The sequence below is a fragment of the Candidatus Firestonebacteria bacterium RIFOXYD2_FULL_39_29 genome, from assembly GCA_001778375.1.
Taxonomy (GTDB): Bacteria; Oederibacteriota; D2-FULL-39-29; order D2-FULL-39-29; family D2-FULL-39-29; genus D2-FULL-39-29.
The window spans coordinates 1-15,294 of the sequence record MFGV01000072.1 but is presented as its reverse complement, the minus strand read 5'-3'; the positions used below and the strand labels follow the sequence as shown (position 1 = coordinate 15,294).

General features: G+C 38.8%; 14 protein-coding genes. All 14 read left to right on the top strand.

The window, feature by feature from the left end:
• Positions 1–185: 185 nt before the first annotated feature.
• Positions 186–1,157: a galactose-1-phosphate uridylyltransferase gene (locus A2536_05755; protein OGF45186.1), complete on the top strand. Its 972-nt coding sequence runs from the start codon at positions 186–188 to the stop codon at positions 1,155–1,157.
• A gap of 147 nt (positions 1,158–1,304) precedes the next feature.
• Positions 1,305–2,444 carry a galactokinase gene (locus A2536_05750; protein OGF45187.1) on the top strand — a complete coding sequence of 380 codons (1,140 nt, stop codon included), beginning with the start codon at positions 1,305–1,307 and terminating at the stop codon, positions 2,442–2,444.
• A 158-nt stretch (positions 2,445–2,602) separates the two neighbouring features.
• A complete protein-coding gene (locus A2536_05745) occupies positions 2,603–3,454 on the top strand; it encodes a hypothetical protein (protein OGF45185.1) in 852 nt (283 codons plus the stop codon).
• A 145-nt stretch (positions 3,455–3,599) separates the two neighbouring features.
• The gene (locus tag A2536_05740; GenBank protein OGF45184.1) at positions 3,600–4,838 is read left to right on the top strand and encodes a hypothetical protein; all 1,239 of its coding nucleotides are present in this window, start codon (positions 3,600–3,602) and stop codon (positions 4,836–4,838) included.
• 229 nt (positions 4,839–5,067) lie between these two features.
• The gene (locus A2536_05735; GenBank protein ID OGF45183.1) at positions 5,068–5,706 is read left to right on the top strand and encodes a hypothetical protein; all 639 of its coding nucleotides are present in this window, start codon (positions 5,068–5,070) and stop codon (positions 5,704–5,706) included.
• Between the two features lie 119 nt (positions 5,707–5,825).
• Positions 5,826–6,707, top strand: coding sequence for a 4-hydroxy-3-methylbut-2-enyl diphosphate reductase (locus A2536_05730; GenBank protein OGF45182.1), 882 nt, complete (start codon positions 5,826–5,828; stop codon positions 6,705–6,707).
• A gap of 39 nt (positions 6,708–6,746) precedes the next feature.
• Positions 6,747–8,489 carry a hypothetical protein gene (locus A2536_05725; protein OGF45181.1) on the top strand — a complete coding sequence of 581 codons (1,743 nt, stop codon included), beginning with the start codon at positions 6,747–6,749 and terminating at the stop codon, positions 8,487–8,489.
• Positions 8,490–9,440: a hypothetical protein gene (locus A2536_05720; protein OGF45180.1), complete on the top strand. Its 951-nt coding sequence runs from the start codon at positions 8,490–8,492 to the stop codon at positions 9,438–9,440.
• A gap of 126 nt (positions 9,441–9,566) precedes the next feature.
• Positions 9,567–9,791: a hypothetical protein gene (locus A2536_05715; GenBank protein ID OGF45179.1), complete on the top strand. Its 225-nt coding sequence runs from the start codon at positions 9,567–9,569 to the stop codon at positions 9,789–9,791.
• Between the two features lie 12 nt (positions 9,792–9,803).
• Complete coding sequence (locus A2536_05710; GenBank protein ID OGF45178.1) at positions 9,804–12,596, top strand: hypothetical protein; 2,793 nt, start codon at positions 9,804–9,806, stop codon at positions 12,594–12,596.
• A 138-nt stretch (positions 12,597–12,734) separates the two neighbouring features.
• Positions 12,735–13,310, top strand: coding sequence for a nicotinate (nicotinamide) nucleotide adenylyltransferase (locus A2536_05705; protein ID OGF45177.1), 576 nt, complete (start codon positions 12,735–12,737; stop codon positions 13,308–13,310).
• Positions 13,285–13,842, top strand: a complete 558-nt coding sequence (locus tag A2536_05700) for a hypothetical protein (GenBank protein ID OGF45176.1) — start codon at positions 13,285–13,287, stop codon at positions 13,840–13,842. The genes A2536_05705 and A2536_05700 overlap by 26 nt, the downstream gene beginning before the upstream one ends.
• Positions 13,839–14,666, top strand: coding sequence for a hypothetical protein (locus A2536_05695; protein ID OGF45175.1), 828 nt, complete (start codon positions 13,839–13,841; stop codon positions 14,664–14,666). Before A2536_05700 ends, A2536_05695 begins: the two co-directional genes overlap by 4 nt.
• 71 nt (positions 14,667–14,737) lie before the next feature.
• A complete protein-coding gene (locus A2536_05690; protein OGF45174.1) occupies positions 14,738–15,097 on the top strand; it encodes a hypothetical protein in 360 nt (119 codons plus the stop codon).
• Positions 15,098–15,294 lie beyond the last annotated feature (197 nt).

The window sequence follows — 15,294 nt, the reverse complement described above, 5'->3', positions numbered from 1 at the left end:
ATCAAGCCTATATATTGTGGCCGTGAAGCTAAAAATTGAATTGCGACACAGTCTGTATTAGTAATTGTTTAGTGCTTAGAATTTAAATCTTAGTTATTGGATTTACGCTGGCATTAATGGAATCATTTACAGGAAAAGCAGAAATATTTCGATAAAAATATATCTTATGAAAAAAGGAAGCTGATATGTCCGAACTCAGATGGAATCCGATGCTTGATGAGTGGGTGATAACGGCGACGCACAGGCAGGATCGCACTTTTTTTCCGCCTAAGGATTTCTGCCCGATTTGTCCGACAAAAAAAGGAAAGTTCCCTACGGAAATACCTGCGGAAACCTATGAAATAGCAGTGTTTGAAAATAAATTTCCTTCGCTTCAAAAAACAGCTCCGGTACCATCACTGGAGGATGATAAGCTTTTTAAGGTAAAGAAAGCACAGGGTATCTGTGAAGTCGTGGTTTATACAAAAAAACATAGTACTACGCTGGCAGAACAGCCGTTGGATGAGATCTATAAACTTATTAAGGTTTGGAAAGACAGGTATAAAGAATTAGGCGAGAGGAAGTTTATCAAGTATGTCTATATTTTTGAGAACAAGGGTGAGATTATAGGTGTGACGCTCCCCCATCCGCACGGGCAGATCTATGCCTTCCCTTTTATTCCTCCAAAAATAGAAACGGAACTAAAAGCTGCTAAAAGATATTATAATAAAAATAAGAAATGCTTGTACTGCGATATATTGAAAAAAGAAAGAAAATTTAAAAAGAGGATAGTCAGTGAGAACAAAGGTTTTATAGCTTTCATTCCTTTTTATGCAAAGTACCCGTATGAAGTTCATATAATGTCAAAAAAGCATAAGTCTTCTTTACTTGATTTCTCAGAAAGTGACATTAAAAATCTCTCAGAAATTTTAAAAACCATACTGGTAAAATATGATAAGCTTTTTAACTTTTCCTTTCCATATATAATGCTCATGCACCAGGCTCCTACGGACGGCAAACCGCATAAAGAAACACACTGGCATATCGAGTTCTACCCGCCTTATAGGACTGAAAAGAAAGTAAAATATCTTGCAGGATGTGAAGCCGGAGCGGGTTCTTTTATTAATGATACGCTTGCCGAAGAAAAAGCCGCGGAATTGAGAAAGATTAAAGCGTAAAAGAATTGACGATTTACGAATGACGAATGACGATTTATTGTGGGCAGAAAAAGCTCTGCCGATATTTATGAAAAGCAGCAGAAGGAAACAGAAGGAAGCAGAAGAAGCAATGAAAGAAAAAGAAGGAAGTAAAAAGTGCAAGAGAGAATTGACGTATTAGAGAAAAAACACAAAGAGTTGTTTGCTGATGGCGGGAAGCCGGTTATTATTGCAGGGCCGGGGCGGGTAAATATTATAGGGGAACACGTTGATTACGCAGGTGGTTTTGTCCTTCCTTCAGCTGTAGACCGGGAAATACTCCTTGCTGCAACTCTCAGAAAAGACAATAAACTCAAACTCTTCTCTCTTGATTATAACGATGGGTTCGAAGTGGATCTTGGTAATCTTGTCTTTAATAGCGAAAAGCGCTGGGCAAATTATATTATGGGTGTATTTTTCGTATGCAAGGAAGCGGGTTATAAATTTAACGGAGCTAATATAGTTTTTAGCGGAAACATACCGCAAGGCGGAGGGATGAGCTCCTCTGCTGCGCTTGAAGTTGCCGTCTGTTATGCTCTCAGGTTGTTAAATGGTCTGACGTTTTCTGATATTGAGCTTGTTAAAATTTGCCAGAAGGCTGAGAATAGATTTGTCGGGGTGATGTGCGGGATTATGGATCAATTTGCTTCCGCGATGAGCAAGGCGGGAAATTTACTTTTGATAGACTGCCGTAATTTGGATTACAAACTGATACCCGCTGATTTTACGGGGATTAAAATAGTTCTCGCAGATACAAAAAAAGAAAGAACATTGGCCGGTTCAGAGTACAACCTGAGGCGCGAACAGGTCACAAAGGCCGCGGAACTCCTCGGCAAGCCTTTGCGTGATATTTCAATAGCTGAATTCGAAGCAAATAAAAATAAGTTGGACCCTTTGCTCCAAAAAAGAGCCAGGCATGTAGTTTGTGAAATTGACAGGACTATGAAAGCTGTGGAAGCCCTTAAGAAAAACGATATGACAACCCTCGGAAAGTTGCTTTATGCAACACATGAAAGCCTAAAGACGGACTATGAGGTTTCCTGCAAAGAGCTTGATATTATGGTGGAGATTGCCTCAGGAGTAAAAGGTGTCCTTGGTTCCAGAGTTATGGGCGGTGGTTTTGGCGGCTGTACAATAACGCTTGTAAAAGAAGCCAACGTTGATGAGCTTAAAGAAAAAATTCTTAAAGAATATCCGGAAAAATCCGGAAAACAGACCGAAGTGTGGGTGTGTAATCTGGCAGATGGAGTGAGAAGAATTTACAATTGACGAATTACGATTGACGATTGAAGGTAGACAGGAGAAGCTCTGCCAAATATTTTAAATTACAATAAATTTAGAATTTTATAAATATGGCGGAGTTTTTACCGCATTCATAAAATTGTCAGTCGTAAATCGTGAATTGTCAATGCTCTAAAAAGGGTTCTATGGAAGCTTTCAGAAAAAAAGGCCTATGGCTCAAGGGGAATTTACACCTGCATTCTACTTTGTCGGATGGGTTGAAATCTCCGGAAGAGCTTTTTAAACTCTATAAAGCAGCCGGCTATGATTTTCTTTCTTTGACGGATCACTGGAAATTATATCCCGCAGGAGAAGAAAAAGGATTGCTTTTAATACCCGGTTCGGAGTTAAATTCAAAGGGTAGCAGCCATCATGTGGTCGGGTTAAAGTTAAAAGATATTCCCGAGGTAAGAGAAGGTGCGCCGGTCTACCGGTATCTTATAGATAATTCAGAATTTGCAATACTTGCCCATCCGAACTGGTCCATTCTTGATATTAACGAAGTGTCCACGCTTAAAGAGATGCATGCTTTAGAGGTTTATAATACAGGGTGCGAAATGGAGATATGCAAAGGTTACTCTGAGTACTTCTGGGATGCGGCACTGGAAAGAGGTATCCGGATATTTGCGGTAGCGTCTGATGATGCGCACGAACGGATTTACGATTACTGTAAAGCTTTTGTTATGGTTAAAGCAAAAGATAAAACCGAAAGTTCTATTATACAAGCACTAAAAGCCGGAGAGTTTTATTCTTCTAACGGTCCTTTGTTTGAAGACATTTCTTTAGAGAGCGGGACAATAACCGTAAAAAGTGCTCTGCCTTGCCGGGAAATAAGATTTATTGCAAAAGGTCAGCGGGGGAAGCAGGAAGCAACGCGAGATAATAAGGGAATAACTGAAGCTGTTTATAAACCGGAAACAAAAATTGCTTATTGCAGGATAGAGCTTGTCGATATGACCGGTAATAAAGCCTGGTCTAATCCGATCTGGTTCATGTGAAGTCAAGTACGAAGTACGAGGTACAAAGTACAATATGATGAGGATTATAGTTAGCTCCATATATTGTCCTTTGTCATTCGTAATTTGTAATTTAAGCTAAACGAAGATGTATTAGTCGAGAAGAAAATACAAATAAAGGAAAAATATGAAAAGTTTGAAGGGAAGTTATGATCTTGTTGTTGTAGGCGGTGGGCCGGGCGGTTTTTCTGCCGCGATTGCCGCGGCAAAGAGAGGCATATCGGTTTTGCTGGTGGAGCGTTACGGGTTCTTGGGCGGTATGGCAACCTCCGGGTTGGTAAATCCTTTTATGCCTTATAAATTGAACGGAAAAAACCTGACAAGTGAAGTGTTCAACGACCTTATAGACAGACTTGAAAAAGAGAATGCTTTAAGCGAACGGCAGATGGAATTTGATGATGAGAAGATGAAAACAGTGCTGGATGAAATGCTGAAAGATGCCGGTTGTGATGTTCTGCTTCATTCCTATTTTACCGGGTGCGAAGTTTCAAAAGGTATCATCAAATCTGTAACAGTAGTCAATAAATCCGGTAAGGTCAAAATTAAAGGAAAAGTATTTGTTGATTCAACAGGGGATGGGGATCTTTCTGCTGCCGCCGGTGCAAAGATAGAAATAGGAAGACCTGAAGATAGTTTGTGCCAGCCAATGACTTTGTGTTTTAGGATTGGAGGCGTTAAACAAAATTTGCCCGGTCCGGTGCTTGGCAAACAATTAAATGAAATACTATTTAATGCAAAGAAAAATGGTGAAGTGGAACAACCACGGGAAAATGTCCTCTTTTTTGACACCTTGATTCCCGGATGTTATCATTTTAACACTACAAGAGTAGTTAAAAAAAGCGGCGTAAACGGTCTGGAACTTTCGGAAGCCGAAATTGAAGGCAGACGGCAGGTAAAAGAACTCTTTAATCTGTTTAGGCAGAAATCCCCGTATTTTAAAAATTCTTATCTGATGAAAGTAGCCTGCCAGATAGGGATAAGAGAAACCAGAAGAGTAATGGGAAGTTATGTTATTAATGAAAGGGATATCGTTGACGGGAGTAAGTTCGAGGACGGTATAGCAAGAAGTGATTACCCCGTTGATATTCATAATCCCGCGGGGAGCGGAACAATAATAAAACGGGTAAAAGCAGGAACTTATTATGAGGTGCCTTTCAGGTGCTTAATTCCTAAAGGTTTTAAAAATATCCTCGTTGGCTCCCGCTGTATCAGTTCCACTCATGCTGCGCATTCCTCCCTTAGGGTTATGCCCGTAGTCAGCGGGATAGGAGAGGCCTGTGGAATAGCCGCTGCAATGGCAATAAAAGACAATATCCTGCCTTACAAAGTAGACGGTAAAAAGGTAAAAGAAAAAATCTTTAAATAACAAGTACGAAGTTTTAAATTAAGGTGGTATTATTTTTCAACCAGCTTTATTTGAAAGTATACAACTAGTTGACAACTTTGCAAGTATTAGTATGTGTAAAGTTGTATACTTTAAGCTTGGCAGTCTGGAAATATATTTAAGTTGATTTTACAAGTGTCATCAAGTCCAGGATTTGCATAGCGGTAAAAGTTTTCCTTGAGATAATGTCTTCTATATTGTATATTTAGGTATGTTTAAATTATTTGCTACACTTATAATTATGATACCCTTGAAACTCTATTTTCGCGGGAAAGCAAAGGGTTTAGAGAATATTCCAAAGAAGGGGTCTTGCCTCATTCTGTCCAATCACGTAAGCCATCTTGATCCGCCTTTTATCGGAGTGGTAGCGTATTTTCGAAAAAAAACAAAATTTATGGCCAGGGACACCCTCTTTAATAATTTCTTTCTTCGGTTTTTCCTTAATCATGTCGGAGCGATTCCGTTAAATAGGGGAACGGGGTACCGCGGAGGGTTTGAAAAAGCTCTGGAAGCGTTGAAAAAATATGATCTGGCTCTTGTGGCATTCCCGGAAGGGACAAGAAGTGAGGATGGCAAGTTAAAACAGGGAAAACCCGGGATTGGATTGTTTGTACTTCAGGCAAATGTACCCATAGTCCCTTGTCATATAACGGGTGCGTACGAGGCGTTTCCTAAAAACAGTAAGTTTCCGAAACCCGGACATATAACTTTTACATTTGGTAAACCTTTCAATATCCCTCCTGTTATAGGGAGAGAGCCGGAGAAAGAGGACTATAAAAGAGTTGCCGATGAAGTAATGAGAAAGATAGCCGAACTTGGCGGTGTTGAAGCACCAATAAGTGCAAGTTGAACGGCAGTGAAATCCGCCAACGCTTTGTGGCGGATACAAATGACAAAGTATCCGCCATTAGTCTATCCTAATGACGAGATCTCTCCAAAGAGATTCTTTGGAGGAAAAAGGACAATTTAATGAAAGTTATCTTAGCTGAACATGCAGGTTTTTGTTTTGGAGTGAAGAGAGCTATTAATATGACTTCCGAAACTGCGATGAAAGTAAAGCAGCAGATTTATACATATGGTCCTATTATTCATAACCCTCAAGTTGTTGCAAAATTTAAAAAAGAAGGGGTTCATCCTGTCAATAATATTAAGAAAGTAAAAAAAGGAAATTCCATTATTATTCGTACTCACGGGGTGTCTCCGGAAAAAGAAAAAGAATTTTTAAAAAAATCCTTGAAAGTAACGGATGCGACCTGTCCTTTTGTAAAGAAAGCGCAGAAACTGGCGGCAAAGCTTGCAGGTGAGGGTTATAATGTCGTTATTCTCGGAGAAGCTCATCATCCCGAAGTAAAAGGGATACTTGGCTATACAAATAATAGGGCTGTCGTCGTTGGAAACCCTAAAGAAGTAAGGAAAATAAAGAAATGCTCAAAGCTGGGTGTGGTAGTTCAAACGACACAGTCAATGCAAAATTTTCTTGATACTGTTTTTGCGCTTCGTGATAAATCACCGGAAATCAGAGTTTTTAATACCATTTGCGATGCCACAAGAAAGCGTCAGGATTCCGCCTTGAAGTTGGCAAATAAAGTTGATATAATGATTGTTGTTGGGGGTAAAAACAGCGCAAACACAAAGCATTTGGCTGAACTCTGCAGGGAAAAGAGAGTCCCCACTTATCATATAGAAGGTGCTCTTGAAATAAAAAAGAGCTGGTTTAAGGGAAAAAAGCTTGCAGGAGTTACTGCGGGAGCTTCGACCCCTGATTGGATAATAAAAAGCGTGATTAAAACTATAACTGCACCGGATTACCGTAAGAACCAGAGTAAGCCCGGGCAAAATAATAAATCCTAACATGAATAAAACACGATGGTTGTTGGGTGAGGAGTCATTATGGTTGAAGAAATTGCTAACAATGAAAAGAATGGAGGGAACAGCGAAGAGTTAGACATGGGAGCGCTCATGGCCGAGGAGTTTGGCGGCCTTGAAGAAGGAAAATTAATAAAAGCCAGAGTAATTAAAGTAGGAAAAGAAAGTATTTTCGTAGATGTAGGTTACAAATCCGACGGCATGATTGCCATCAAAGAATTTACCGACCAGCACGGCAAAGTCACAGTAAAAGAAGGCGATACTATTGAGGTTTTCCTGGATAGAATAGAAAACTCGCAAGGCTTTCTTATCCTTTCAAAAATAAAAGCAGACCGGTTGAAAAACCTTGATGGTCTTGAAGATATTTATAAAAACAAAGATGTGATAGAAGGTAAAATTTTACGTCCTATTAAGGGCGGTTTTATTATTGATATCGGAGTAGAAGTATTTCTTCCTAATTCTCAGTTTCAGGCTAATGACGTCGGGGGAGTTGAAAACGCGGTAAATAAAATAATACCCGTAAAGATAATAAAATATGGAAAGAAGAAAGGGGAAATTATTGTTTCCCATAAAGTGGCGGTTTTAGACCAGAGTAGAAAGCAGAGAAAAGAGCTCTGGGATACGGTGCAGGAAGGTGATATTAAAAAAGGCCTTGTGAAGTCGATTACCTCTTATGGAGCATTCATAGATATTGGAGGAGTTACAGGGTTGCTTCATATTTCCGATATGTCATGGGGAAAGGTAGCTCATCCTGCTGAAGTTCTGGCTATTGAATCCGAAATTGAAGTAAAAATTATAAAAGTTGACAAAGAAAAGAAAAGAATTTCTCTCGGCTTAAAGCAGCTGAAAGATGATCCCTGGATGAAGATAGAGGAAAAATGCTCGATAGGGTCTGTTATTAATGGCAAAATTGTAAACATCGTTGACTACGGAGCATTTATAAAAATAGATGAAAATATTGAAGGTTTGCTCCATGTTTCGGATATGTCCTGGACAAAAAGAGTGAAAAACCCTGCGGAGCTTTTGGCAATCGGGGAAGCTATTAAGGTAAAGGTTTTGAACATTGACAAGAATAACAGAAAAATACTCTTTGGTTTGAAACAATTAGAGCGTGATCCGTTTGAGGCTATTGAACAAAAATATCAGCCTAACATCAGGGTAACCGGTGTCGTAACGGGTTACTCCGGTTCAAAAGTATATTTGGAGTTTGAGAATGGAATAGAAGGTGTGTTGAATAAAAAAGACCTCTCCTGGACCAAAAAGTTCCCTACTTTAAAAGGTGTTTTTAGAAAAGGAGAAAAAGTTGAGTCTTTAGTCTTAAATATTGACAAAGTTAACAGGAAGGTCAATCTTGGTTTAAAACAATTTACAAATGACCCCTGGATTGCCGAGATACCGGAAAAATACAAAGTAGGGACTGTTGTTAAAGGCAAGGTTACCAAGGTGGCGAGTTTTGGATTACTTGTAGAGTTGGAAGAAGATCTTGAGGCCTTTATTCATATATCGGAAATTTCCGATGAACCGATACAGAAGCTGGAAGATACCGTAAAACCGGGTGAAATCAAGGAAGCAAAGGTTATAAAACTTGACAATGAATCCAGAAAAATATCGTTAAGTATTAAACACCTTCACAGTGAAATGAAGGCTGAAGAGCTTAAAAAATACAGCGATAATACCGGTGGAAAAGGAACCTTTGGCGATATAATGAACCAAGGGGATGATTCAGGGAGTGTAGAAGAATCCACGGACGGGGGGCAGGGTAATTAAATGTTTAAAAATAGAATATTAAGAAATGTTCTGATAGTAATCGGGGTGATTATTGTTTTAAATATTCTTTATCTTTTGTTCTCAGGCGGTATTTCGCGAAGAAGCTCCGGAAAAGTCAATATGAATATATTGGCGGGCGGAAAAGTCGGAGTGATAAATATTTACGGAGCGCTTTATAATTCAAAACAAGTTTGTGAAACTCTTCGAAAATTCAGAAATGATTCTTCTATTAAAGCTATCGTGCTGCGTATTGATTCTCCGGGAGGAGGCGTTGCTGTCTGCCAGGAGATTAACCGTGAAATTTATGAGGCAAAAAAAAATAATAAAATTCTTGTGGCATCTTTCGGAAGTATTGCGGCATCAGGCGGTTATTATATAGGCTGTGCCACAGATACTGTGTTTTCAAATCCCGGAACTTTGACAGGTTCAATCGGTGTAATTATCAGTTATTTTAATTTTGAAGAACTGTTTAAAAAAATCGGACTAAGCCAGGTTGTGATAAAAAGCGGGAAGTTTAAAGATATGGCATCCATGTCAAGAAAGATGACTTCTGAAGAAGAAGAGCTTTTACAGGGAGTTATTGATAATGTATATACCCAGTTTGTAGATACAATAGTGGATAACCGGTCTGACAAGCTGAAAGAGATTATTAAATTGAAGGGTATTAAAGAACCTACCACAGAGGAGATTAGAGCGTCTGTGACTTCAATAGCTGATGGTAGAATATTTTCCGGGAAACAGGCTCTGGAATACGGTTTAGTGGATAAAATGGGTACTTTTGAAGACGCCGTATTATTTGCTGCGGATGCAGCAGGTATAAAAGGAGATCCTGCTCTGGTTTATGAAAAGAAGAAAATAAATTTCTTTGAGCTCTTGTCCGGAAGTGAAGAAACGGACAGCATGCTGAATAAGTTTTTCTTTAAGGGAATGTGCTACCTTTATGGGGAGTAATTAAAAAAACAAATTCTAAATTCGAAAGAATGAGGATTATTAATTAAATACAATGAGTTTAGAAATTTTTAGAGTTTCGAGTTTAGAGTTTCGAATTTGTTTTTATTAGCGGTTTATGGAGAGCGTATGCCCCTTTATGAGTTTGCCTGCGAAAAGTGCAAGAAAGAATTTGAAGAACTCCTTTACAATTATGACAGTTCAAAAGTAATTTGTCCCGGATGCGGAAGTAAAAAAATAGCGAGAAAACTCTCCGCATTTGGTGTAAAATCTGGCGGTACGAAAGGGAGTCTCGAACAGAATTGCGCTTACCGCAAAACCTGTACAAAACCCTCTTGTTCCTGCGGCCATTAAACGGAGTCATCCTTGCTTAAATATTTTTTGAAGTCCGGAATATTTTTGGTTGTTCCGGTCCTCGTTTTTTCTCTTTCTTTCGGAAAGAACAAGGTTAACTATAAACAACTCGAATGGAAGGAACTTCCTACAAATAATTTCGAAATATACTTCGCCTCAAAAGACGAAACGCTTGTTAAAGAGTTTGCAATCTATGCCGAAGATGCTTATGCTAAACTTTCGGAGAATTTGAAAGTTACACCCCCTTCGCCTGTCAGGCTTTTCATTTACGATACTCACCTGGAATTTGAGCAAACTAACATCTCCACGGATTTAATTGATGAAGGCGTGGGTGGTTTTACGGAATCCTTAAAAAACAGGATAGTGCTTCCTGTCGTTACGTCCCCTAAAAGAATGAAAGAAGTTATTACGCACGAATTAACACACGAGCTGCAATTTGAATCCTTGTACGGCGGTTTTGCGAAATCCTACCAGTTCGCAAAAGCGCTCTTCATTCCAATCTGGGTCATGGAAGGTATGGCTGAACATGAGGCTTTGGACTATGATCCGTCTATAACGGATATGCTCCTCCGTGATGCGGCTCTGAATAATAAAGTAAAAAACCTTTCGGAGCTTGGGAGTTTTAACTACATAGACGGGCATGACGTTGTTCTTATGTATAAAGAATCTCAATATGTTTTTGATTATATATCTAAAACTTACGGAGAAGACAAGATAAGTCTTATGCTGAAAGAATTTGGCTATCTTGCAAACATACAGGAAGCTGTAATCTCAAGGGTCTTAAAAGTAGAATTCAACGATTTTGACAAAAAATGGCAGTATGATTTACGGGAAAAGTATTTTGCCCAGGCAAAAGGAAAAAAAGATGCGGCAGATTTTGCCGTCAGGCTGACGAATGATGACGGTTTAAGACCGGTATATAATACACGTCCGGTGTTTTCGTCAGACGGTGAAAAAATATATTTTCTGTCCGACAGGTATAATTACACGGGGCTTTATGAACTTGTAATCAAAACAGGTGAAGTAAAAGAACTTGTGGGCAAATGGTATGATAGTTTTTCCCAGTCCGGAAACGCGCTTTCGGTTTCAAAAGACGGCAAGTATCTGGCTTTTGTTTCGAAATCGGCAGGTACACAAAAACTTAGAATCTGGGATATTAAAGAGAGACGGGTGATTGCAGAGAATACTTATGGACTGGATTTGGTATTCTCTCCCTGTTTTGGTTCAGAAAACAAATTAGTATTTATTGGAGTAAAAGACGGAAAATCCGATGTTTACCTCGGGAATATTAAGGGTGAAATAACCTCGCGTTTGACAAAAGACCGCAATGATGAAACTGAAGCGGTATTTGGAGCTAACGGAGAGGATGTTTATTATGTGTCCGAAAGGGAAAATGGATTCAGGCAGCTTTATAGAATAAAAAAAGGAGAGAGTAAATGCGAGCGCCTTGAAGCTCCCAACGGGAATAATTATAATATATCCGGCCCGGTTGTAAGTTCTGACGGTAAAATATTCTATACTGCGGATTGTAATGGTATTTATAATTTGTATATGTTCGATCCTGCTAAACGTATCAACGCAAGCGTTCTCTCGGATGTAAAGGGCGGTATTTTTTCTCCTGATGTTTCTCCTGACAGAAAGAAAATAGTGTTTTCGTATTTTGAGAACAGTTGTTATAATCTTTACCTGATGGATAACATTGAGGAAAAGAAACTTTCTTCTGTAGCATTTGAACCTCTTGTAGATTTGTCCGGGTTTGGCAAGAAAGATTACAACCTTACAAATTTTCAGATCGTACCTTATAAATTCAGCTTGTCTATGGATCTTGTTTATTTTGTACTGGGTTATGATTCCACTGCAGGCTTGCTTGGCGGCGGATATCTCTCAATGTCTGATCTTTTAGGTGAAAATAGTTTTGAGTTCTATGCGCTGGGGATAAAGGAATATCAGACCGGCGCTCAATTTACTTATAGAAACACGGCCTATAGAGTTAACTTTGCCTTGGCTCTATATTCCTGGAGGAATTACGGCATCTCCTTATTTAGCGATAATACTATCGCAGGTAAATATTATACAGAAGAAGACGGAGTTTCTTTGCCGTTAATCTACCCGTTTGACAGAAATACGAGGGTGGAGCTTGCGGTAAATAGTTACATAAAAGACCATTGCTACTATGAGGGTGACGGGAATAATTACCGGACAATTACAAATTCTATCTCACTGGCTTTTGTTTTTGATAACCTTACTTACAATATAGATACTCCCTGTGGCGGCTCTGCCTTTGCGTTAAATGCTGAACGGGCGGATTATTTATTTTGGGGAACCCGGAAATTCCTTAACCTGGAAGCAGAAGATCAGGAATATTTGTTTATAGATAAAGAAAACACGTTAGCTTTTAGATTCTTTGCCGGCATTTCTTTGGATACTGACGCGGGATATTTTAATTTGGGGGCTGAAAATTTAAGAGGTTATCCTGCCGGAGAAAATACAGGCAGCAATCTCCTTCTTTCCAATATAGAGTTAAGATTTACTTTGATAGAAAAAGCGGACGTAAGCGTATGGCCGACTTCCTGGCTCCTTATAAAAAAGGTAAAAGCTGTACTTTTTAGTGATCAAGGTGCTGCATTTAATAACTATTCTTACATTGGTCCCGGAGATTTGAAAAATGGAGTAGGTTTTGGTATTAGAATACACACTTTTCTCTGGCAGAGTTATCCTGTAATATTCAGGTTTGATATGGGTTTCAGGACAGACGGCGGAAGCCCAAGTCATGTATACTATATAGGACTGGGGAACGTGTTCTAAGACGGAAGTTTGGATGTTTATCCGCCAATTATGTAGGGCGGATCTCTAGTATAGATGGTTGGAAGGTTAGTGATAAGGAGTTAGATTTATGAGTTTTATCTGTGTCATCTCTTTGCTTCTATCTGTGGTATCGTATTTATGAGGATTGGACTATTCGGCGGGACATTTGATCCCATTCATCTCGGGCATATGATTGCCGCTGAAGATATAATGAAGTCATGCAAACTGGATAAAATAATATTTATTCCGTCTGCCCGGCCGCCTCATAAAAATGAAAAATCTGTAACTTCGGCAAAAGACAGGTATAACATGGTAAAATTGGCGATAAAGCCATTTGCAGGTTTCGAAATATCTGATTATGAGCTTAAAAAGTCAGGAAAATCTTTTACCATTGATACTGTACGATATTATAAATCAATATTTTCAAAGAAGGATAAACTTTATTTTGTTGTCGGAGCGGATATCGTGGAACAGCTTTCTACCTGGAAGTTGTGGAAGGACTTGATTACGGAAATACATTTTTTAATTATGACCAGGCCGGGATTTAAGGTCGATAAAAAAGCAAGTAAGATCGGAACTCAGGTTGAAATAAGGAATATTGATGTCTCGTCAAGTGAGATAAGACGTATGATAAAAAAGGGTCTTCCTCCGACATTTATGGTGCCGGAAATGGTGGAAAAATATATATATGAAAAACATCTTTACAGAAGCTGAAATAAAAGAGTATCTGAAGGCAAATTTAAAGCCTGAGAAATACAGGCATACTCTCGGTGTTGTTTCCTTTGCTCTTTACCTTGCAAATAAAAACGGTGTTTCCGCTGAGAAAGCAAAACTGGCGGCGCTTTTGCATGATTGTGGTAAAGAAATTAGCAATCATAAAGAATATTTGAAATATGTGAAATTTGATAGTTTTGAAAAGCTTATTAGACCTGTCTGGCATAATAAACTGGGGGAAGCAATTGCAAAAAGGCATTTCAAAATAAAAGATAAAGCGGTCTTAAGCGCTATTCGAAAACACAGTACTGCAGACAAGTATATGAGCCCTCTGGATAAAATAATTTACATATCTGATGTAGCCGAAAGAAACAGAAAATTTAAAGATGCAGTTACAATAAGAAGAGAGGCGTTGAAGGATTTGAATAATGGTTTTATCCTGGCGCTTATGAAAAAGCTGGAGTATGTGTTGCTTAAGAAGAAGATAATTCATCCAAAATCTATAGAGGCCTGGAATAATTACGTAAAATGAAAAAAGGTGTAAAGCTGTTCTTAATACTTGTATTTGTCCTTGCTTTAGGCGCAGGTGTCTACTTCTACAATAATCGTCTGGAACAAGATGTAAATATTCTTCTTATGGGTGTAGACTCTTCCGACCCGTATACTCACCATGCGGATACCATGATAGTGGTTCACTTTGCGGTAAAAGATAAAAAGGTAGCCTTTATTTCTATACCGCGGGATACAAAAGTGACTTACCGCAGTAAGGCAAGAAAGATAAATTCCGTCTATGTCTTGAATTATAACGAAGGAAAAAACGCCAAAGCAAATGCGGAGATGCTAAAGGTTGTCGAAGCAGTCCTGAAAGAAAAAGTAAGATATTATGCGCAGGTGGATTATGACGGAGTTAAAAATATTGTAGATTATTTTGGCGGAGTGAGAGTAAATATTGAAAGTAAGATGTACTATGTGGATAATGCCGACGGTCTTCTTATTTATTTTAAGCCCGGTTCTCAGACCTTAAACGGTGCTGATGCCGTAAAATTCCTCCGTTTCAGAAAAGATAATAAGGCGGATGTAGGCAGGATGGAGCGCCAGCAAAAATTTATGTTTACCCTGGCTTCGACCATAATGGAAAAACTGGAAGCCAGGAATATCCTTGGGGTATTTTCTGCAGTGTCCAAAAGTTTGAATACAAATTTCCCTCCGGATAGAGCTGCTTATCTTTACAAGGTTTTTAAGGATTACGATCTGCATAGCAGTTCCAAAGTAATCCTACCCGGAGACCCCGTTTACGAAAGTAAAATCGCCTACTGGAAACCTGATTCGAAGAAGATAAAAGAGATATTCAGGTAAAGCAAACTCGAAGAATATTACTCAAAATTCGAAAAACCGTGAAGCTCTAAGCTTTTTAAAAGGCAAAAATAATGAAAAATAAATTTATAAAAAATATAACATACAGCCTAAAGATTATCTACTTTGCCCTGAAGCACCCGAGGACCCCCTGGTACGCAAAAGTTTTCGGCGCCCTCATTCTTTTATACGCTCTAAGCCCAATAGATCTTATCCCTGATTTTATCCCTGTTATCGGCTTACTTGATGATTTAATAATAGTTCCCGCCGGACTTTATATTGTCTTGCTCCTGATTCCCAAAGATATAGTAAAAGAAATAAAACAAAAGACAAAAAAAATACGGTTAAAACCCAAACCAAATCGCCTTGGTATGCTTTTGATAGTTTCCCTTTGGATATTTCTGCTTATTATGGCCGTTAGTTTGTTTTATTAATTCTTATCATTGCGAGGACTGATAAGGACGTGGCAATCTCAAGCCCCTGATTATTAAAAAGCTCTTCCTCCTGAGGCCGGCAGACGCAATAACAATTAGAGGGATATGTTTCTAATTCTGTGAATCAGCGATTCCGCAACTATAATAAATAGCCCTATAAAAACCTGTATATACCCTGAGAAAAACGATTATTACCT

What these genes read in the sequence shown, in the direction of transcription:
- A2536_05755 (OGF45186.1), top strand. Translation starts at nt 186, where the DNA reads ATGTCCGAACTCAGATGGAATCCGATGCTTGATGAGTGGGTGATAACG.
- A2536_05745 (OGF45185.1), top strand. Translation starts at nt 2,603, where the DNA reads ATGGAAGCTTTCAGAAAAAAAGGCCTATGGCTCAAGGGGAATTTACAC.
- A2536_05740 (OGF45184.1), top strand. Translation starts at nt 3,600, where the DNA reads ATGAAAAGTTTGAAGGGAAGTTATGATCTTGTTGTTGTAGGCGGTGGG.
- A2536_05735 (OGF45183.1), top strand. Translation starts at nt 5,068, where the DNA reads ATGTTTAAATTATTTGCTACACTTATAATTATGATACCCTTGAAACTC.
- A2536_05730 (OGF45182.1), top strand. Translation starts at nt 5,826, where the DNA reads ATGAAAGTTATCTTAGCTGAACATGCAGGTTTTTGTTTTGGAGTGAAG.
- A2536_05725 (OGF45181.1), top strand. Translation starts at nt 6,747, where the DNA reads ATGGTTGAAGAAATTGCTAACAATGAAAAGAATGGAGGGAACAGCGAA.
- A2536_05720 (OGF45180.1), top strand. Translation starts at nt 8,490, where the DNA reads ATGTTTAAAAATAGAATATTAAGAAATGTTCTGATAGTAATCGGGGTG.
- A2536_05715 (OGF45179.1), top strand. Translation starts at nt 9,567, where the DNA reads ATGCCCCTTTATGAGTTTGCCTGCGAAAAGTGCAAGAAAGAATTTGAA.
- A2536_05705 (OGF45177.1), top strand. Translation starts at nt 12,735, where the DNA reads ATGAGGATTGGACTATTCGGCGGGACATTTGATCCCATTCATCTCGGG.
- A2536_05700 (OGF45176.1), top strand. Translation starts at nt 13,285, where the DNA reads ATGAAAAACATCTTTACAGAAGCTGAAATAAAAGAGTATCTGAAGGCA.
- A2536_05695 (OGF45175.1), top strand. Translation starts at nt 13,839, where the DNA reads ATGAAAAAAGGTGTAAAGCTGTTCTTAATACTTGTATTTGTCCTTGCT.
- A2536_05690 (OGF45174.1), top strand. Translation starts at nt 14,738, where the DNA reads ATGAAAAATAAATTTATAAAAAATATAACATACAGCCTAAAGATTATC.